We start from the raw sequence: 18,077 nt of genomic DNA, 5'->3' as shown, positions 1-18,077 counted from the left end.
CCCCGGTAAAATACGCCTTTCAAACAGCGCCTGCGTTCCGGGCCGCTTCCGCGCTGACCTGCAGCATGAGCAACTTTTCATCGCTGCTTCAGTTACAGGCTCTCTGTAAAGGTACGGGTGATGACATCGCGCTGCTGCTCGGGCGTCAGGGCGTTAAACCGCACGGCATAACCGGATACGCGAATGGTCAGCTGCGGATACTTTTCGGGATGCTTAACTGCATCCTCCAGCGTCTCCCGCTGCAGTACGTTGACGTTAAGGTGCTGCCCGCCCTCAACGCGCACCTGCGGCTTCTGCTCCAGGGGCACTTCACGGTACGCCATCTCACCCAGCTCGCTCAGGGCAACCACCTGATCTTCCTCATAGAGGCCTCTGGCGCACAGACAGCGCGCCTGCCCCGCCTCTTCATCCAGCAGCCAGAATGAGTTCAGCAGCAGCGGGTTATGGGTTTGGGTAATTTGAATGCCGGTAATCATAGCGATCTCCAGAAAGGGGCGTTCTGTCTCTGAACGCCGTTGACAGATAGACAGGCTGGTATATCACCGGGACGCTGCCAGCGCTTTGACCTGCATCAAGCTGAAACGGCGGGGTTAATCCTTCTGCTCCCGCGCTGAAGCAGCTAAGCTAAGAAAAACTATCGTCAGGAGTTAACCATGAGTGACAAGCTGACCTGGCACGATGTGCTGGCAGATGAAAAAGAGAAGCCCTATTTCAAAGAGACGCTGCAGGCGGTTGCGCAGCAGCGGGCAGCGGGCGTGACCGTTTATCCGCCACAGAAAGATGTGTTTAACGCGTTTAAACTGACAGAGCTGGGCGATATCAAGGTGGTGATTTTGGGTCAGGATCCCTATCACGGACCAAATCAGGCGCACGGCCTGGCTTTTTCGGTGCTGCCTGGCGTGGCCATTCCGCCCTCTCTGCTTAATATGTACAAAGAGCTTGAACAGGATATCGACGGCTTTCAGCGTCCTCAGCACGGTTTTCTGGAGAGCTGGGCCACGCAGGGGGTAATGTTGCTGAATACGGTACTGACCGTTGAGGCGGGCAAAGCACACTCGCATGCGCGGCTTGGCTGGGAGACGTTTACTGACAGGGTGATTGATGCCATCAATACGCACCGTGAGGGCGTGGTTTTTCTGCTGTGGGGATCGCATGCGCAGAAGAAAGGCAGCATCATTGATGCGCAGCGTCACCATGTGCTGAAAGCGCCCCACCCTTCTCCGCTCTCTGCGCACCGCGGCTTTTTAGGCTGCCGGCACTTTTCACAGACCAACGCGCTGCTCAGCAAGGCGGGAGAAACGCCGATCGACTGGACGCCGGTACTGCCCTGAAACAACAACGGCCGCGTCAGGGCGGCCGTTGTGATCTACTACTCTGCTCAGGCTTTGGCTTTAGAGACCGCCACCATGGCCGGACGCAGCAGGCGACCATTCAGGGTATAGCCACGCTGCATTACCATCAGTACATGGTTCGGCTCAACTTCATCCGATTCCATCATCGACATCGCCTGGTGCAGATCCGGGTTGAACGGCACGTGGGTGTCGCCCACCACTTCAACGCCAAACTTACGCACGGCGCCAAGCAGCGATTTCAGCGTCAGCTCGATGCCTTCAATCATTGAGGCGAGCCCGGTGTTCTCTTTATCAGCCACTTCCAGCGCGCGTTCCAGGCTATCAATCACTGGCAGCAGCTCGTTGGCAAATTTTTCCAGCGCAAATTTATGCGCTTTTTCGACGTCCATTTCTGCACGGCGACGGATATTTTCAATTTCCGCCTGCGCACGCAGCTGCGCTTCACGCACGCCACCCTGCGCCTGGGTCAGCTCCGCTTCCAGTTGCGCAATGCGCTCATCACGCGGATCCACCTCAGTTGCTGTCTCCGCGTCCGCCGGCTGTTGATCCTGTTGAATTTCGTCTGAGACTTGCTCGTTTGGGGTGTTCTGTTCTTTACTACTCATGAATTTCTCCGCGTTTTGCACATTCATTTCGCTGGTTGGCTTATTATGGGGATCGGTTTGACGGTTTCAAGTGAACCCATCACATTGCCAGGCCGTTTTGGCTTATGAGGAATACCCGCCACATGAACAAACACTTTAGCTGCATCGGGATCGTGGGTCATCCGCGCCATCCAACCGCGTTAACCACCCATGAGATGCTCTGGCGCTGGCTGACCGATAAAGGATACGAGGTGATTGTCGAACAGCAGATTGCGCGCGAGCTGAGTTTAACCGATGTCAAAACCGGCACGCTGGCGGAAATAGGACAGCAGGCCGATCTGGCCGTAGTGGTCGGCGGTGATGGCAATATGCTGGGCGCAGCCAGAGTGCTGGCCCGCTACGATATTAAAGTCATCGGCATTAACCGTGGCAATCTCGGCTTTCTGACCGATCTAGACCCGGATAATGCGCAGCAGCAGCTGGATGATGTCCTGCAGGGCGACTATTTTGTCGAGAGCCGCTTTCTGCTTGAGGCGCAGGTCTGCCGCGATACCTGCTCACCGCGCATTGGCAGCGCCATCAATGAAGTGGTGCTCCATCCGGGAAAAGTGGCGCATATGATTGAGTTTGAGGTCTATATCGACGAAGTGTTCGCCTTTTCTCAGCGTTCCGATGGCCTGATTATCTCTACCCCTACCGGCTCCACCGCCTACTCGCTCTCCGCAGGCGGGCCTATTCTTACCCCTTCGCTTGATGCCATTGTGCTGGTGCCGATGTTCCCGCACACGCTGTCGTCGCGCCCGCTGGTCATCAACAGCAACAGTACCATTCGCCTGCGTTTCTCCTCACTGCGCAGCGATCTGGAGATCAGCTGCGACAGCCAGATTGCCCTGCCAATTCAGGAGGGTGAAGATGTGCTGATCCGGCGCAGCAGCAGCCACCTTAATCTTATCCATCCTAAAAACTATAACTACTTCAATACATTAAGCTCAAAACTCGGCTGGTCGAAAAAATTGTTCTAGAAATCAGTGCTGGCTACTTTACTGGTTAAAAAACCAGTTTATACTGTACGAAAAACCATATCTGTTTTTCTATACAGGTGATTGTATGCTGGCACAACTGACCATCAGTAACTTCGCAATCGTTCGTGAGCTTGAGATCGACTTTCATCGCGGTATGACAGCGATCACCGGTGAGACCGGCGCAGGTAAATCTATTGCCATTGATGCGCTGGGCCTCTGCCTCGGCGGACGGGCGGAAGCGGATATGGTGCGTCAGGGCGCAAGCCGGGCTGATATCTGTGCCCGCTTTCAGCTGAAATCATCGCCGTCAGCGCAGCGCTGGCTGGTCGATAATCAGCTGGATGACGGTAATGAGTGCCTGCTGCGTCGCGTTATCAGCGCGGATGGCCGCTCGCGCGGCTTCATCAACGGCACGGCCGTACCGCTCTCACAGCTGCGCGAGCTGGGCCAGCTGCTGATTCAGATCCACGGTCAGCACGCGCATCAGCTGCTGCTGAAAACCGATCACCAGAAGCACCTGCTCGATGCTTACGCGGCGCATGACGGGCTGCTGACGGAGATGCGTCAGCACTACCAGCGCTGGCATCACAGCTGCCGTGTGCTGGCGCAACATCAGCAGCAGTCGCAGGAGCGTGAAGCGCGCCGCGAGCTGCTGCAGTATCAGCTGAAAGAGCTGAACGAGTTTGCTCCGCAGGCGGGTGAATATGAGCAGATTGATGAAGAGTATAAGCGTCTCGCTAACAGCGGGCAGCTGCTCTCTACCAGCCAGCAGGCGCTGCATATCCTTGCCGACGGCGAAGATACCAACCTGCAGAGCCTGCTCTACAGCGCCCGCAACATGCTCAGCGAACTGGTCTCTCTGGATGATAAAGTCAGCGGCGTATTTAACCTGCTGGAAGAAGCGGCGATTCAGCTGAGCGAAGCCAGCGACGAACTGCGTCACTACTGCGAACGTCTCGATCTTGACCCTAATCGACTTTACGAGCTGGAGCAGCGGCTGTCGCGGCAGATTGCGCTGGCGCGCAAGCATCACGTTGCCCCTGAAGCGCTGCCGGCTCTGCATCAGCAGCTGCTGGAAGAGGCGGAACTGCTGTCGCAGCAGGAGAGCGATCAGGAGAGCCTGCAGCACGACGTGGTGATGCATCACAAAGCCGCTATTACCTGCGCTGAAACGCTGCATCATCAGCGCGAAAAATCCGCTCATGAGCTGTGCGATCTCATTACGCAAAGCATGCGTACTCTGGCGATGCCGCACGGGCAGTTTGCGATTGTGCTGGAGTTTAATCCCGATCAGCTGACGGCCGAAGGTGCCAGCCGCATCGATTTCCGGGTGACAACCAACCCTGGTCAGCCGCTGCAGCCGCTCGGTAAAGTCGCCTCAGGTGGTGAGCTGTCGCGTATCGCGCTCGCTATTCAGGTGATCACCGCGCAGAAAATGGAAACCCCGGCCATGATTTTCGACGAAGTGGATGTCGGTATCAGCGGGCCTACTGCTGCTGTCGTAGGCAAGATGCTGCGTCAGCTGGGTGAGTCGACGCAGGTCATGTGTGTAACGCACCTGCCGCAGGTTGCAGGCTGCGGTCATCAGCACTTCTTTGTCAGCAAAGAGACCGACGGTGCGATGACAGAAACGCATATGCAGCCGCTGGATAAGCGGTCACGTCTGCAGGAGCTGGCACGTCTGCTGGGCGGCAGCGAAGTCACGCGTAATACGCTGGCGAACGCCAAAGAACTTTTAGCAGCCTGAGACCGCACTTTTTTCCGGCCTGATGGTCATATGCATGCTCTGTAGAGGTTCCCAACCGGGAAAAGGTCTATTATCATCGGCGGTGATATCGCCATAATAAAAGCCTGCCGCGTGCAGAGTTCAGAATGTAATGGCAACAAAACTGCCTGCTGAAAGGCGTTTGGCCCGAAAAAAGGAATGTACAGATGCGCTTTAAGACGCTGACTGCTGCGGCAGTGGTAATGTTGATGACAACCGCCGGATGCTCCATGCTGGAGCGCGTTGTCTATCGTCCGGATATTAATCAGGGGAATTACCTGGCCGCTAACGATGTCGCCAAGATCCACACCGGCATGACGCAGCAGCAGGTAGCCTATACGCTGGGCACCCCGATGATGCACGATCCCTTTGGCAGCAACGTCTGGTATTACATTTTCCGCCAGGAACCTGGTCACGAGCGCGTGAAGCAGCAGACGCTGACGCTGACGTTTGATCGCAGCGGAGTCCTGACGAATATTGATAACAAGCCGCGGCTCGCGGGTCAGAAAAACAGTTAAGCTGACGACAGCAAAAAAGGCGCCCCGGGCGCCTTTTTTAATGCTCAACGTCAGCTATTTCTTTGTGGCGGCACGCTCAGCGCGCTGGCGGCGCAGCTCTTTCGGATCGGCAATCAGCGGCCGGTAGATCTCAACCCGATCGCCCTCTTCAACCGTATCACCGAGCTTAACCGGCCGGCTGAAAATCCCGGTTTTATTCTGCGCCAGATCGATATCCCGGCGCAGCTGCAGCAGGCCCGATGCCTCTATCGCCTGCTCTACCGTAGCGCCCTGCTCCAGCGTAACCTCGCGCAGATACTGCTTATCCGGAAGCGCATAAACCACTTCCACGCGGATCTTAGTCACGATAGACCTCTTTGGCACGCTGGGTAAACGCCTGCACCATGCTGTTTGCCAGCTCTTTAAACACGCGCCCGAATGCCATCTCAACCAGCATATTGGTGAACTCAAAGTCGAGGCTCAGCTCAACCTTGCAGGCGTCATCACCCAGCGAGATAAATTTCCAGCCGCCGGTCAGCTTACGGAACGGGCCATCAACCAGCTGCATATGAATGCTCTGGTTATCAGTCAGCGTATTGCGCGTGGTGAAGGTTTTACTGATGCCCGCTTTTGAGACATCGACCGCAGCGGTCATCTGATGACCGCTGTTATCCAGCACGCGACTGCCGGTGCAGCCAGGAAGAAATTCAGGATAGGCATCCACGTCATTCACAAGCTGGTACATCTGTGCAGCGCTATAGGGAACCAGCGCTGAGCGGCTAATCTGAGCCATAAGGGTTCCTGTTGGTCACAAAACCATTGAATTGTACCATTTTAGGCTATTAAACAAAAATTCATGCTTTTGCCAGCTGTGCTAAAATAGGATGTTTTTTACCGCCCCGCAGGACATGGGGATGCGCCCACAAACTGAGTAATGTAGACTACGCCGCACTATGACAAAGAAAAAAGCTCACAAACCCGGTTCAGCCACCATTGCCCTCAATAAACGCGCGCGCCACGAATACTTCGTCGAAGAGGAGTTCGAAGCGGGTCTGTCGTTACAGGGATGGGAAGTTAAAGCACTGCGCGCCGGTAAAGCCAATATCAGCGAAAGCTATATCATGCTGCGCGACGGCGAAGCGTTTCTGTTTGGCGCCACGTTCCAGCCGCTGATCGGTGCCTCAACGCACGTGGTATGCGACCCTACGCGCACCCGCAAACTGCTGCTGAAAGAGCGCGAACTCGCTTCACTGTTTGGCAGCGTTAACCGCGACGGTTATACCATCATACCGCTTTCGCTCTACTGGAAGAACGCCTGGGCCAAGCTCAAAATCGGCGTCGCACGCGGTAAGAAAGAGCACGATAAGCGCTCTGATATCAAAGATCGCGAGTGGAAGATGGATAAAGCACGAATTATGAAGAGCGCCAGCCGTTAAGCACTGGATTCTTTTATAGATTTGCGCTACAGTTTAACAACTTGGGGCTGATTCTGGATTCGACGGGATTCGCGAAACCCAAGGTGCATGCCGAGGGGCGGTTTGCCTCGTAAAAAGCCGCAAAAAAATAGTCGCAAACGACGAAAACTACGCACTAGCAGCTTAATAACCTGCTTAGAGCCCTCTCTCCCTAGCCTCCGCTCTTAGGACGGGGATCAAGAGAGGTCAAACCCAAAAGAGATCGCGTGGATGCCCTGCCTGGGGTTGAAGCGTTAAAACTAATCAGGCTAGTCTGTCAGTGGCGTGTCTGTCCGCAGCTGCCAGGCGAATGTAAAGACCGACTAAGCATGTAGTACCGACGGTGTAGTAATTTCGGACGCGGGTTCAACTCCCGCCAGCTCCACCAAAATTCTTCAAAGATGGTTCCAGAGCCATCCGCAGAAGTCCTGAAAGCCCGCACGGCACAAGCCTTGCGGGCTTTTTTGTGTCTATAGACTTCCGACACGATCCGCTTGAATCCAGTGAAAATTGGTACACGAATTGGTACACGTTATAAGATGTACCAAAATCGTGTACCAATTATGGATGGAAACCAGTCATGGCGCGGATGACACGCCCACTTACCAATAATGAAATCCTCAAAGCTAAGCCTCAAGAGAAAGACTTCACGCTGCACGATGGCGACGGACTTTTCCTGCTCGTCAAAACTTCGGGTAAAAAGCTGTGGCGTTTCCGCTACCAGCGACCAAATAGTAGTAGTCGCACAAATCTGAGCCTAGGCTCTTACCCCGCCCTGACGCTGGCTGTCGCACGCCAAATGCGTGACCAATATCTGTCGCTGCTTGCGCAGGGGATCGATCCGCAGAAGCAGCAAGAAGAAGTATCAGAACAACGACAAATCGAACTGGATAGCATTTTTTCAGTTGTAGCCGGAAGGTGGTTCCAGCTCAAAAGCAAAAGCGTCACCGAGGATTACGCGAAGGATATTTGGCGATCGCTGGAGAAGGACATCTTCCCTATGATTGGTGAGATTCCTGTTCAGGCACTCAAGGCCAGAACGATCGTTGAAGCATTGGAGCCGATTAAAGCTCGCGGCGCACTGGAAACTGTTCGCCGGTTAGTGCAGCGCATTAACGAGATCATGATTTTTGCAGTCAACACAGGGTTGATTGACGCGAATCCTGCTTCGGGCGTTGGTATGGCTTTCGAAAGGCCAAAAAAACAGAACATGCCAACATTACGACCGGAAGAACTGCCAAAGCTAATGCGCTCATTAGTTATGTCCAATCTCTCAATCACGACTCGCTGTTTAATTGAGTGGCAGCTTCTTACCCTTGTGCGGCCTTCAGAAGCCTCTGGAACGAAGTGGGCAGAGATCGACTTCGATTTAAACCTTTGGGTTATTCCAGCGGAGCGCATGAAGGCCAAGCGCGAACATGTCGTTCCTTTATCGAAACAAGCTCTCGATATTCTTGAGGTTATGCGGCCTCTAAGCGCCAACCGGCAATATGTTTTTCCAAGCCGAAACGATCCCAAACAGCCAATGAATAGCCAAACTGCGAATGCTGCATTAAAGCGAATAGGTTATGGCGGTAAGTTGGTTGCTCATGGTCTGCGTTCCATAGCGAGCACAGCACTTAATGAAGCCAGTTTTAATCCTGATGTTATCGAGTCAGCACTTGCACATAGCGATAAAAACGAAGTGAGGAGAGCCTACAACCGTTCAACTTATCTTGAGCAACGTAAAGACATGATGAGTTGGTGGGGCACTTTTACCTATAAAAGTTAGCTCAACCTGAAAGGAAGCCAATTGCGCCCAAGAATTACACAACGAGGCCAGCGCGCAATGCTATCCCCGCCACGCCTGCCCGCTTTATGTATCGTTTTTCATGCAGGTGCATAAAGCCACTCAAGCCGCGCCTTGTGTGGTCTCAACACATCCCGCTAACGCATGATTTTGCATGCAGATCCATGCACTCTAAGCATGCACGGCTCTTTACAAACCGGCTTGCCAGAAAAAAGGCTTTAAAACGGCTAATGGCAGATACAAAAAAGCCGCTGGTTAAGCAGCGGCCATAGGGATTAATTAATACTTCGAAACGCTGAGCCATATCGTCCCAGCGTCTGACGTTCTTTGGCTATAACCGGCGCGATATCTTCCACCGGTTCCTGTGGTGGCGCTGTAATAACTTTGGTAATGCTTTCATTCGTTTTGAAAGTGCAGGAGCAATCCAGATTGGTGCACTGGTGATAACGTTCCTTCACCTGCTCAGACATGTAGCGGCTGGATTTGGTATGCGCCGGGCTTTTGCAGTATGGACAGTGCATCATGAGCGATGCTCCTGCTCAAGCTTCTCACGGCGGGCTTTAAGTTCTGCCCCCAGTTGCATGCGTCTGGCAGGGCTGCCATAGAGGTTCATATCCACGCCCGTAAGCGCCGGGCGATGCAGGCCGACCTGCGCAAGCTCCGGGTCTTCCAGCAATTGCGCATCGCTCACGCGGCTCGCAAGCTTTATTAGTTCTTCACCGATAATCCGGGCGACGTACTGTTCCGGCTTTTCGTTGTCGTTCTCCTCGGGCGACCGGGCCAGCATCCTTAAGCGCAGAGCGTGCAGCAGCTTCGGGCTGACGCAGCGCAGGGCTGACTTCCAGTAAATGTCTGCAATGCCATTGAGGGCGCTGCGATGCGCTTCAACCAGGCGCTTGCCGGTCGCACAGCATGAGAGCATGTTGCTCTGCTTATCCAGCTCCAGCACCTCAATCAGGCCGGTGAACTCCCCGGCCAGCTCGCGGCTGGCGATGCGCTGGCTATGTTCGGCCTTAAGCTCGTCAGTCAGTTTCCCCCGTGAGCTGCGAAAACGCGCGCGCCAGTTGCTCTCCGCTTCCTTACCGGCCTCAATGGCCGCCTGCCGCTCCTGTTCGCAGCGTGTAATGTCGTTGCATGTGGCGTTGTAGGATTTCATCTCCGCGGCGTGAGCCTCTCTGGCCGTGGTGACGCTCTGTGCGTGCTGCTTCATCTGGTCTGCCTGTGTCATGGTCATCTTCCGTCTTTTGTAAAGGATGAGGTGATTCTGCCGTGTACCACAGGACAAAACATTCTCTTGCTGTCTGCTCATTGGCCAACGGACAGCGGTCATCAGAGCTACTGAAGAAGCATTGAGGTTTTAGTTTTATATAAAACTGTTCACTACTCTGCACCTTAAGGAAAAATATAATAAATACAGTAATTAAAGGGGTGAACACTTCAAGGTCAACTATTCACCGGGTGTTCACCACTGTTCACCCTGCTTTTAAGAGCCTTTTTTCTGGCGAGCTTTATTGAATGTTTTTTCCTTTCAATAACTCTTTCCTGACCAGAAATAACTGTTTGATTTTTGCCTGCTGGTGGATATTGGTGGATATTGACGGATATTGACCGATACGGGCAAACGCGACCCATTTTTGCTCACCGACAGGCAAAAATGGGGTTGTTTACACCGGGAAAAATATTCTCAAAATAGGGAGTTACCAAAAGACACACCCGGAACCGGGCAGCACCGGCCGGATTCATTATGAGGTAACACCATGCACGCAGTTTCATCCTCTTTATCTCTTGCAGCGCCTGTCACTGGAGAGATTTTTTATCCTCGTGATCGCTTTATGCGCCTGCCAGAAGTGATCAACACCTGTGGCCTGTCACGCTCGACCATTTATGACTTAATCAGCCGTGAGCAGTTTCCTGCGCAAATTTCCCTTGGCGGTAAAAACGTTGCCTGGTCGGCGTTAGAGATCGACGGCTGGATGCAGACGCGTATCGCTCATCGTGCTGGAGGTACAGCATGATCACCCTAAATTTCGATATCCGCTCATTTCCGTTAACTAAAGATGAAGCAACCCTCATCGCTGAAAGCCTCACAAACGCGCTTAGTGATAAGCCACCTACTTCAGCTGCTTTTAACAGCGGGATGCACGGCCATATTTCGGTTCTAAGCAAAAAAGCGCAATCAAGAAATCACATAACGGGCAAAGCTGACAGCGAACGCCGATCAATTCCGCAGCAGTCCGATCAAGTCCTGACCGATTGCTAAGGAAAACACGCCAATGAATAAAAAAAGCCTTTTCTCTGGCGAGCGGTCGTTATACAGTTTTCGTGCTGCCGCAAAATCGGCAGCCGGGCGTAGGAACCCGAGTTACTTATTGGCGACACAACACGCGCCATGCGTGTTTTTTTACGTCGTTGCCTTAGTGCGCCATTTTTTAGCGCAGCGGTTCTTATGCCGTTGTGCCGTCAAAATAATGGTGGCTCAGGCGGGGCAGCCTTCGGGCTGGCCGGTTTCCAATAAGGCCGGTATTCCTACCCCCGTCTGGGCTACCACCCTTGAGCGTAGGAACTCTGGTGGTAGCTGTTATAGCTACTTATTGGAGATTGTCATCATGACGATGGTTCTTGCCGCCTCTTACCCTGAATTCATTTTTATTTTTGCCGCCGTGCTCCGCAACGATCACGCTGCCCGTCCCTGCATGCTGCGTTGTGCAGCAAAAGACGAGCGCACAGCCCGTGCCAAATTCGTTCGCGACTATGTTCTGAGTTTTGCTGGCCGGTTGCCGGTAAAGGCGGTGATCGCATGAACACACTTTCTCAGCGCCTGAATAACAACGACACCTACCCTATCCCACACGCGGACTTTCTACGTTTGCAGCACGCACATTTAGTCGGAGTTACCGTGCTCGACATGTTCGAGTCTATTAACAGCTCAAGTAATCGTGATTGCCTGCCGGACGGTGCAGCGCTTGCTTCGGTTGTCGCCCTTCTCACCGACCAGCTCGGCAAAGTTGTTGAAACCTGTGAATCCCTTATGTTCGCCACGGAGGCTCGCCATGATGACCGCTAATAATTCCTGCTTACCTGTTGAAGTCTGCACTGCCGTTTACCGTCGCGCGCTGGCGCAGGGTTATCTCAACGCCTGCAAAATGCTGGGCATCACCGTTTCGGCAACGCTCGACGAGCTACAGATGACCATCGCGCTTGAGCTGGAAGGATTCTACGTGCGTCGCCACGGCGCAGAAGCCGGAATGGAAATGGCCTGCACCATGCTGGGCGATATGGTTGAGCCTGACCTGCTCACCTCGCCGCCGCGCCTGACGCGTCTTGGCGCAACCATGATGGATGAACTTTTTTGCAGCCAGCTTGCCGCAACCCGCCGCGCCACGTTGCACTAAGGGAGATCGAGCAGATGAAACATATTGTCTCTGACACGGTAAAGGCGGCCGCCGGATTCTGGCCGCAGCTGTTGCCCGCGCTCGGCATCAGCATTCATGCCAGCGGCAAACATGGCGCATGCCCGGTTTGCGGCGGTAAAGATCGTTTTCGCTTTGATAATCAGGACGGGCGCGGGACGTGGCACTGTAATCAGTGCGGAGCCGGTGACGGTTTGAATCTGGTTGAAAAGGCGCTCGACGTCAGTGCCAAAGATGCGGCAATCAAAATCGCCGATATGCTCGGCGCGCTTCCACCAGTATCAAAAGCACCGGTGAACACTGTTGATAAAGCCGTCGCACAATCTGAGGCCGCCGCACGGGCGCAAAATTTGATCGCCGCCGCCGTCAGCCGCACGGATAACACCTACTTATTGTCAAAAGGGCTGCACAGCACTAATGCGTTAACGCTTGGTGCCGGGCTGCGCTGTGGTGGTGTCGCTTTTGTAGCCGGTGATCTGCTTGTCCCGCTTACCGACGAAACCGGCAATACCGTCAACGTTCAGCTTATCAGCGCGGCTGGCGACAAGCGCACCCTGCCCGGCGGACAGGTGAAAGGCGCTTATCACCTTGCGGGCAAATCTGACAGCAAAACGCTGTGGCTCACCGAGGGTTACGCAACCGGCCTGACGGTTCAGCGCCTGACCGGGCAGCCGGTTTATATTGCGCTCAGCGCGAATAATCTGCCGTCACTTGCTGCACAGCTGCGTAAAGCCAATCCAGATGCGCTGATGCTGATTGCCGCCGATCGCGATGAAAACGGCACTGGTCAACTAAAGGCAGATGAAGCCGCGAAGGCGTGCAAAGGTAAGGCTGCTTTACCGCCAAAAACCGGCGACTGGAACGACGTCTGGCAAGCACAGGGCGACATCGCGACGCAGGCTCTACTTACCGCCTTCACTCAACCTCACAAGCCAAGCCCATTTGAGTCGGTGAGCGAGGCCGATCTCAAAGCCATGAGCGCCAGCGAAAAAGCTGAGCTGCTGGTCGATCACTACGGGCAGGCGCTGGCCGTGCCGCCTGTAGGCGAGGAAATCTGCCGCTATGATAACGGCGCTTGGCAGGTGATGCCGGTGCAGATGCTTCGCCGTGAGATCGCCGCGCTGTTTCAGAAGGTGCGCGCACCGTTTTCAGCAGCCGGAATCGGCAGCGTACTTGATACGCTCAAGCTAATGGTGCCACAAATGGGTGAACCGGCACGCCGTCTGATTGGTTTTCGTAACGGCGTATTTGATACGACGAACGGCTCTTTTAGCCCGCACCGCCGCGAGAACTGGCTGCGCACGGTAAACAGCGTTGATTACTCCGCGCCGCGCCCCGGTGAAAATCTCGCAGACCACGCGCCGAACTTCTACCGCTGGTTAACGCGGGCGGCCGGGCACAATAACGACAAGCAGGAGCGCATCCTCGCGGCGTTATTTATGGTGCTGGCAAACCGCTATGACTGGCAGATGTTCCTGGAGGTAACAGGTCCTGGTGGAAGCGGGAAAAGCGTATTAGCCTCAATCGCCACGCTGCTCGCTGGCCGCGATAACACCACGTCAGCCACCATCGATACGCTGGAATCATCACGGGAACGCGCCAGCGTGGTCGGATTTTCGCTAATTATTCTACCTGATCAGGAGAAATGGAGCGGCGACGGCGCAGGGATCAAGGCGATTACTGGCGGCGATGCGGTAGCTATCGATCCCAAGTATCGCGATGCCTATTCAACACATATTCCGGCGGTGATTCTTGCCGTGAATAACAATCCAATGCGTTTCAGCGATCGCAGCGGTGGAGTATCGCGTCGCCGGGTAATCCTGACGTTCCCGGAAGTGATACCGGCTAAAGAGCGCGACCCGCAGTTACTGGATAAAATCAACGTTGAGCTGGCCGTGATAGTTCGTCATCTAATGCAGCGCTTCACGTCACCAGACGAAGCGCGCGACCTGTTACAGGCTCAGCAGTCATCCGGCGAAGCGCTGGAAATAAAGCGACAGGCCGATCCACTGGTCGATTTCTGTGGCTATCTGATGCCACTGAGCACGCCGAACGGGCTGTTCATCGGCAATGCCAATATTCGCCCGATTAACCCGAAGCGCTATCTCTATCATGCGTATCTGTCATTTATGGAATCGCGTGGGCATCAACACCCGCTCAGCCTGACGGCTTTCGGGCAGGCTGTACCACAGACGCTAAAAGAGTATGAGCGCGTACTTCTCAAACGTCGAACGAACAACGGCATACAAACCAATCTGACGTTACATGAAGACAGCAAGGCAGATTGGCTGCCAGCATGCGCCCTTTAAATCAGTCAAACACAAACCGGCCTAGGCCGGTTTTTTATTTAATGCAATTTCACTTTATTGTATATAAATAACCAACAAAATATAAAAATAAAAAATTCTATAACTTATTTCAACTTTCAATCACAATCAACCCACCAGAACCTCTTGCAATTTATCTCTAAGGTTACTCTTATTATCAGCGGCAATAAGATATATTTTATGATCTTCATTCATCTTATTGTGATCATTTATAATTTTCCTTACTCTTTCTGTAAACCCTGAGCTGACAATTAGCACACCTCTTTTACCCGTTCGATTTACTTCATGTATGAAATCTTGGGCAGTGCTTAACCCCAGCAACCTTCTATAACTTTTCACTTCAACTATATAGCTTTTATTTTTCACGCTTACTTCGAAGTCATAACGACGATCGTGACCATCCATATGAGAGCTAATCACCTCGCCAATATCATTTAGAACCTCACCTACAGCCTCTTCAAACTCTAGTTGAGTTGTACTAGTGCCTCTATTGCCAGAAATCATATCAGTCGGGACTATGTCAATTTCTGTTTCTTTATCGATTCTATTTTTTCTTAAAATACTTAATGCACCAACCAGTGTTGCAATCAAACCTAGCATTGATGATGAAAAAGTTATCAATGACGTTTGGTCAATCCATCCATCATCGTTTTTCTTCGGGGGAACGTAAGAAGAACGAATAGATTTAATTTTTTCAATTAGAGATTCTCTTTTCTCTAATGGTATGAATTTATTAGTAACAAATCGATCTTGCACTTGCAATAAAAGCTCATCAGATGTAAATGGATAATGTGAAGACTGTTCAAGCTCCTTACCTTTAATAAGTGAATTTATGTCACCAATCGATAACTTCTTATCATAAAAGAGCAACTCCTGAACATCATTTATCAAGCTTTCATGAGTAATGTTTATCTTTGCTGTATTAATTTCCTTTACATAGCCTGGAACATATATTAGAGAGAAATAGAACGTACCAAAAACACCAATACAACTAAAAATATTCCATCCGTTTTTTATGGCCCAAGAAAATAGTTTCTTCAATTTAAAATCCTTATTAAAAGCGAGTCATAAAAATTTACAGTTAGATTGCATCCAAACCGAATTGTCACACAAGGTAATTATTTATCTGTGATAGTTTCCGTTGTTTGAATTTTATGCTGTAACTTAATTTTACTCTGATATGAAAAGGAATAACATGATTTGTTCTTTAACGATTTTTGACAAAACCTTCCGTCTTCATCCCTCCCTCTAATCGCATTATGTTGATTCATATAGAAAATATATAGATAAATTGACCATTAAGTCCTCACTTACTTTGCCTGGCATACCGATTATGCTGGTTCAAATCAAAGGTGATCACATGTAGTGCATACGAGTGCACATCCCGACTGAAGTCATTCGCCGCCTAAGGCACTGAATTTTATGCATAAAAAACAACAGTGAACAGTGTGAACACTTTTATCATAAATCATTTTATTTTGGATTTAACGCCAGGCATTCGTTATCCTTGCCCTTTCGTTCCGAGGAGTGAGATCCAATAATTGGTACACGTTTAGGTACACGATACAAAGCTAAATTGGCTAAAAACAAATAATTTCATAAAGTTGCAATACCAATTCAGATTCCGCCAGCGGACCCGAAAGCCCCTACAACATAATCCCCACAGGGTTTTGCACCTACTGCTTACCAACCCAGACTTACCGTACAGCTCATTCACCTTATTCTCTAACTCACTTCCCCCCATACGGCTCCCCCACCCATCCAAACAATAAATCACCCTAAAAACCTGCATTCATCATTTGAAAACCCGCCCCTGAGCAACAATCCCCTGCGACTGTTTTCACAGCTGACCTAACCCCTCAATACGTTTTCATTCACTTACAGTTTTATCCTGGAGCGCAACGTTGCTCAATGTGCCACTCTTAACTACGCTCATATCACCAAATACGTTAAATGAGGGACTATGATGAAAAAGACCATTATTGCTGTATCTGCTTTCCTGCTGGCTTCTTCCGCGTTTGCGGCTACCACACACGCAACTGACGATACGGTCGCTAACGCTCAGGCTGGCGCTAATACCGCGAAAGAGAAACTGCATCAGGCACAGCATCAGGGCGAAGAGCAGCGTCTTAAAGCGAAGCACGCGGCACAGGGCGAGCGCGACAGCATGACCAGCAAAGTCAGCGAAGGCACCCAGAAAACCTGGAACAAGACCAAAGAAGGGACTGAGAAAGGCTGGGATGCGACCAAAGAAGGCGCACAGAAAGGCTGGAACAAAACCAAAGAAGGTGCCAGCGATCTGAAACAGAAAGTCAGCGAGTAAGCTGCACTGCTGTGATAAAAAGGCCGCTCTGCGGCCTTTTTGTTTTTCCGCTGCCGCATTTTGCATCCGGCACCATAACTCCCTACACTACGCCTATTCTCTGCAAGCTTAACGGTTACTTATGTCTGAAACCTTCACACGTCAGCCGCTGCCGCTGCCCGGCGGACACAATAAAGTGCTGCTGCACTCCTGCTGTGCGCCCTGCTCCGGCGAAGTGATGGAAGCGATGCTCGCCTCCGGCATCGACTACACCATTTTCTTCTACAACCCGAATATTCATCCGCTGAAAGAGTATGAGCTGCGCAAAGAGGAAAATATCCGCTTTGCTGAGCAGTTTGGCGTGCCGTTTGTGGATGCTGACTATGACAAAGATAACTGGTTTGAGCGCGCGCGCGGCATGGAGTGGGAGCCGGAACGCGGCGTACGCTGCACCATGTGTTTCGATATGCGCTTTGAACGCACCGCGCTTTACGCGCACGAGCACGGCTTTCCGGTGATCACCAGTTCGCTCGGGATTTCACGCTGGAAAGATATGAAGCAGATCAACGACTGCGGCGTGCGGGCGGCGGCGCACTATCCGGATATGCTCTACTGGGAGTTTAACTGGCGTAAAGGCGGCGGCTCGTCGCGCATGATTGAGATCAGCAAGCGCGAGCGCTTCTATCAGCAGGAGTACTGCGGCTGCATCTATTCACTGCGCGATACCAATCGTCACCGCGTGGCCGGCGGCCGCGAACGCATTGAGATCGGGGTGCAGTATTACGCGCCTGACGACGCGTAAACCGGCCCGAATCATCACCAGGCGAGCGCGTCACCTTTATAATCAAGGTAGTGATGACCACCCTCGCCACGATAGCGCTGCAGCTGGGTAACCATCCCTGCCGCGCTCTCTTCTGCCGTGATATCGGCGTTCTCGCCACCCATATCGGTTTTCACCCAGCCCGGATGCAGCGACAGCAGCGTCGCTCCCTGCGGTCGCATCTCTTTTGCCAGCGCGCGGCTCAGCATATTGAGTGCCGCCTTGCTGGCCGAGTAGAGCGGCATCGCGGCGACGCGGTTTTCATTCAGGCTCGCCAGCTGTGACGTGGTGATCCCGACCACGCTCTGCTTATCACGCAGCAGCGGCAGCAGGCCCTCCGCCAGCCGCACCGGAGCTACCGCGTTAGTGAGAAACAGCTCGCTCAGCTCCGCATCCTCTGCCTGCTGCAGCTGCTGCGCATCCGGGCCAAAGATGCCGGCGTTGATCAGCACCGCATCAAACTGCTCACCCTGTAACTGCTGCAGCAGCGTCGCCCGCGCCGTGGCGTCGGTGATATCCAGCGCCAGCCAGCGCAGCCGCTCGTGCTGGTATGATACCGCCGTGCGGCGGAAGGTGGCGGTCACGTCCCAGCCCGCCTGTAAAAACTGCTGTACCACCGCAAGCCCGATCCCTTTTGAAGCACCGATAATCAACGCGCGTTGTGACTGGCTCATACCTTTCTCCCGGACAGATAGCGAAACGGGCAGCGTATGCTGCCCGCGATGAACTAACGTAACACTAACGTTAGCACGGTA

22 protein-coding genes and 1 other RNA gene are annotated in these 18,077 nt (G+C 52.7%); 15 read left to right on the top strand and 8 right to left on the bottom strand.

Translation table 11 applies throughout. The features are described from left to right. Positions 1-92 precede the first annotated feature (92 nt). Positions 93-476, bottom strand: a complete 384-nt coding sequence (grcA, locus tag F3I15_RS12535; protein WP_039379718.1) for an autonomous glycyl radical cofactor GrcA — start codon at positions 474-476, stop codon at positions 93-95. Between the two features lie 177 nt (positions 477-653). Here grcA and ung point away from each other — a divergent pair, with 177 nt between their 5' ends. Beyond that, complete coding sequence (ung, locus tag F3I15_RS12530) at positions 654-1,331, top strand: uracil-DNA glycosylase (RefSeq protein WP_094111711.1); 678 nt, start codon at positions 654-656, stop codon at positions 1,329-1,331. Positions 1,332-1,378: 47 nt separating this feature from the next. On the opposite strand, the gene grpE is transcribed toward ung, so the two are convergent. Continuing rightward, positions 1,379-1,957: a nucleotide exchange factor GrpE gene (grpE, locus tag F3I15_RS12525; protein WP_071667881.1), complete on the bottom strand. Its 579-nt coding sequence runs from the start codon at positions 1,955-1,957 to the stop codon at positions 1,379-1,381. A gap of 122 nt (positions 1,958-2,079) precedes the next feature. Between grpE and nadK the strand changes: the two genes are divergently transcribed. The 3 genes from nadK (at position 2,080) to bamE (ending at position 5,241) form a co-directional block, all read left to right on the top strand. After that, positions 2,080-2,958, top strand: a complete 879-nt coding sequence (gene nadK / locus F3I15_RS12520) for an NAD(+) kinase (protein WP_039379723.1) — start codon at positions 2,080-2,082, stop codon at positions 2,956-2,958. A gap of 85 nt (positions 2,959-3,043) precedes the next feature. Next, the gene (recN, locus tag F3I15_RS12515) at positions 3,044-4,705 is read left to right on the top strand and encodes a DNA repair protein RecN (RefSeq protein WP_150018136.1); all 1,662 of its coding nucleotides are present in this window, start codon (positions 3,044-3,046) and stop codon (positions 4,703-4,705) included. Between the two features lie 185 nt (positions 4,706-4,890). Continuing rightward, a complete protein-coding gene (bamE, locus tag F3I15_RS12510) occupies positions 4,891-5,241 on the top strand; it encodes an outer membrane protein assembly factor BamE (RefSeq protein ID WP_150018135.1) in 351 nt (116 codons plus the stop codon). 54 nt (positions 5,242-5,295) lie between these two features. Here the strand turns inward: bamE and F3I15_RS12505 are convergent, their stop codons facing one another. Both F3I15_RS12505 and F3I15_RS12500 read right to left on the bottom strand, forming a co-directional pair. Then, positions 5,296-5,586 (bottom strand): RnfH family protein, encoded by a 291-nt coding sequence (locus tag F3I15_RS12505; RefSeq protein WP_039379730.1) that lies wholly within the window; start codon positions 5,584-5,586, stop codon positions 5,296-5,298. Further along, positions 5,579-6,013, bottom strand: coding sequence for a type II toxin-antitoxin system RatA family toxin (locus tag F3I15_RS12500; RefSeq protein WP_039379733.1), 435 nt, complete (start codon positions 6,011-6,013; stop codon positions 5,579-5,581). The genes F3I15_RS12505 and F3I15_RS12500 overlap by 8 nt, the downstream gene beginning before the upstream one ends. Positions 6,014-6,173: 160 nt before the next feature. Between F3I15_RS12500 and smpB the strand changes: the two genes are divergently transcribed. The 3 genes from smpB (at position 6,174) to F3I15_RS12485 (ending at position 8,445) form a co-directional block, all read left to right on the top strand. Beyond that, positions 6,174-6,656, top strand: coding sequence for an SsrA-binding protein SmpB (gene smpB, locus F3I15_RS12495; RefSeq protein WP_065648644.1), 483 nt, complete (start codon positions 6,174-6,176; stop codon positions 6,654-6,656). Positions 6,657-6,699: 43 nt separating this feature from the next. Then, positions 6,700-7,062, top strand: a transfer-messenger RNA (tmRNA) gene (gene ssrA / locus F3I15_RS12490). A 192-nt stretch (positions 7,063-7,254) separates the two neighbouring features. Next, positions 7,255-8,445 carry an integrase domain-containing protein gene (locus tag F3I15_RS12485; RefSeq protein ID WP_150018134.1) on the top strand — a complete coding sequence of 397 codons (1,191 nt, stop codon included), beginning with the start codon at positions 7,255-7,257 and terminating at the stop codon, positions 8,443-8,445. A gap of 293 nt (positions 8,446-8,738) precedes the next feature. Here F3I15_RS12485 and F3I15_RS12480 read toward each other — a convergent pair whose 3' ends face one another. Beyond that, positions 8,739-8,987: an ogr/Delta-like zinc finger family protein gene (locus tag F3I15_RS12480; RefSeq protein WP_150018133.1), complete on the bottom strand. Its 249-nt coding sequence runs from the start codon at positions 8,985-8,987 to the stop codon at positions 8,739-8,741. Further along, positions 8,984-9,691, bottom strand: a complete 708-nt coding sequence (locus F3I15_RS12475) for a hypothetical protein (protein ID WP_223810715.1) — start codon at positions 9,689-9,691, stop codon at positions 8,984-8,986. The genes F3I15_RS12480 and F3I15_RS12475 overlap by 4 nt, the downstream gene beginning before the upstream one ends. 529 nt (positions 9,692-10,220) lie before the next feature. Here F3I15_RS12475 and F3I15_RS12470 point away from each other — a divergent pair. From F3I15_RS12470 to F3I15_RS12445, 6 genes are read left to right on the top strand one after another with little or no spacing between them, the layout of a single operon-like run. Continuing rightward, positions 10,221-10,478, top strand: coding sequence for an AlpA family transcriptional regulator (locus F3I15_RS12470; protein WP_150018132.1), 258 nt, complete (start codon positions 10,221-10,223; stop codon positions 10,476-10,478). After that, positions 10,475-10,723 (top strand): hypothetical protein, encoded by a 249-nt coding sequence (locus F3I15_RS12465; RefSeq protein ID WP_150018131.1) that lies wholly within the window; start codon positions 10,475-10,477, stop codon positions 10,721-10,723. The genes F3I15_RS12470 and F3I15_RS12465 overlap by 4 nt, the downstream gene beginning before the upstream one ends. Positions 10,724-10,736: 13 nt before the next feature. Beyond that, positions 10,737-11,264, top strand: a complete 528-nt coding sequence (locus tag F3I15_RS12460; protein ID WP_150018130.1) for a host cell division inhibitor Icd-like protein — start codon at positions 10,737-10,739, stop codon at positions 11,262-11,264. Beyond that, complete coding sequence (locus F3I15_RS12455) at positions 11,261-11,527, top strand: hypothetical protein (protein WP_150018129.1); 267 nt, start codon at positions 11,261-11,263, stop codon at positions 11,525-11,527. The genes F3I15_RS12460 and F3I15_RS12455 overlap by 4 nt, the downstream gene beginning before the upstream one ends. Further along, the gene (locus tag F3I15_RS12450) at positions 11,514-11,855 is read left to right on the top strand and encodes a DUF5375 family protein (protein ID WP_150018128.1); all 342 of its coding nucleotides are present in this window, start codon (positions 11,514-11,516) and stop codon (positions 11,853-11,855) included. Before F3I15_RS12455 ends, F3I15_RS12450 begins: the two co-directional genes overlap by 14 nt. A gap of 14 nt (positions 11,856-11,869) precedes the next feature. Next, entirely contained in the window at positions 11,870-14,182 is a 2,313-nt protein-coding gene (locus F3I15_RS12445) for a primase-helicase zinc-binding domain-containing protein (RefSeq protein WP_150018127.1), read from the top strand. Positions 14,183-14,308: 126 nt separating this feature from the next. Here the strand turns inward: F3I15_RS12445 and F3I15_RS12440 are convergent, their stop codons facing one another. Beyond that, positions 14,309-15,241, bottom strand: coding sequence for a restriction endonuclease (locus F3I15_RS12440; protein ID WP_150018126.1), 933 nt, complete (start codon positions 15,239-15,241; stop codon positions 14,309-14,311). Positions 15,242-16,166: 925 nt separating this feature from the next. On the opposite strand from F3I15_RS12440, the gene F3I15_RS12435 reads away from it, so the two are divergent. Together F3I15_RS12435 and F3I15_RS12430 are read left to right on the top strand one after the other, a co-directional pair. After that, entirely contained in the window at positions 16,167-16,523 is a 357-nt protein-coding gene (locus F3I15_RS12435; protein ID WP_150018195.1) for a hypothetical protein, read from the top strand. A gap of 121 nt (positions 16,524-16,644) precedes the next feature. Beyond that, positions 16,645-17,304 carry an epoxyqueuosine reductase QueH gene (locus tag F3I15_RS12430; protein ID WP_065648639.1) on the top strand — a complete coding sequence of 220 codons (660 nt, stop codon included), beginning with the start codon at positions 16,645-16,647 and terminating at the stop codon, positions 17,302-17,304. A gap of 14 nt (positions 17,305-17,318) precedes the next feature. On the opposite strand, the gene F3I15_RS12425 is transcribed toward F3I15_RS12430, so the two are convergent. Further along, a complete protein-coding gene (locus tag F3I15_RS12425; RefSeq protein ID WP_150018125.1) occupies positions 17,319-17,996 on the bottom strand; it encodes an SDR family oxidoreductase in 678 nt (225 codons plus the stop codon). Positions 17,997-18,077: the final 81 nt, after the last annotated feature.

The sequence above is a fragment of the Pantoea sp. M_9 genome (genome assembly GCF_008631385.1).
Taxonomy (GTDB): Bacteria; Pseudomonadota; Gammaproteobacteria; order Enterobacterales; family Enterobacteriaceae; genus Pantoea; species Pantoea eucrina.
This window is presented reverse-complemented; position numbering and strand designations above follow the sequence as displayed.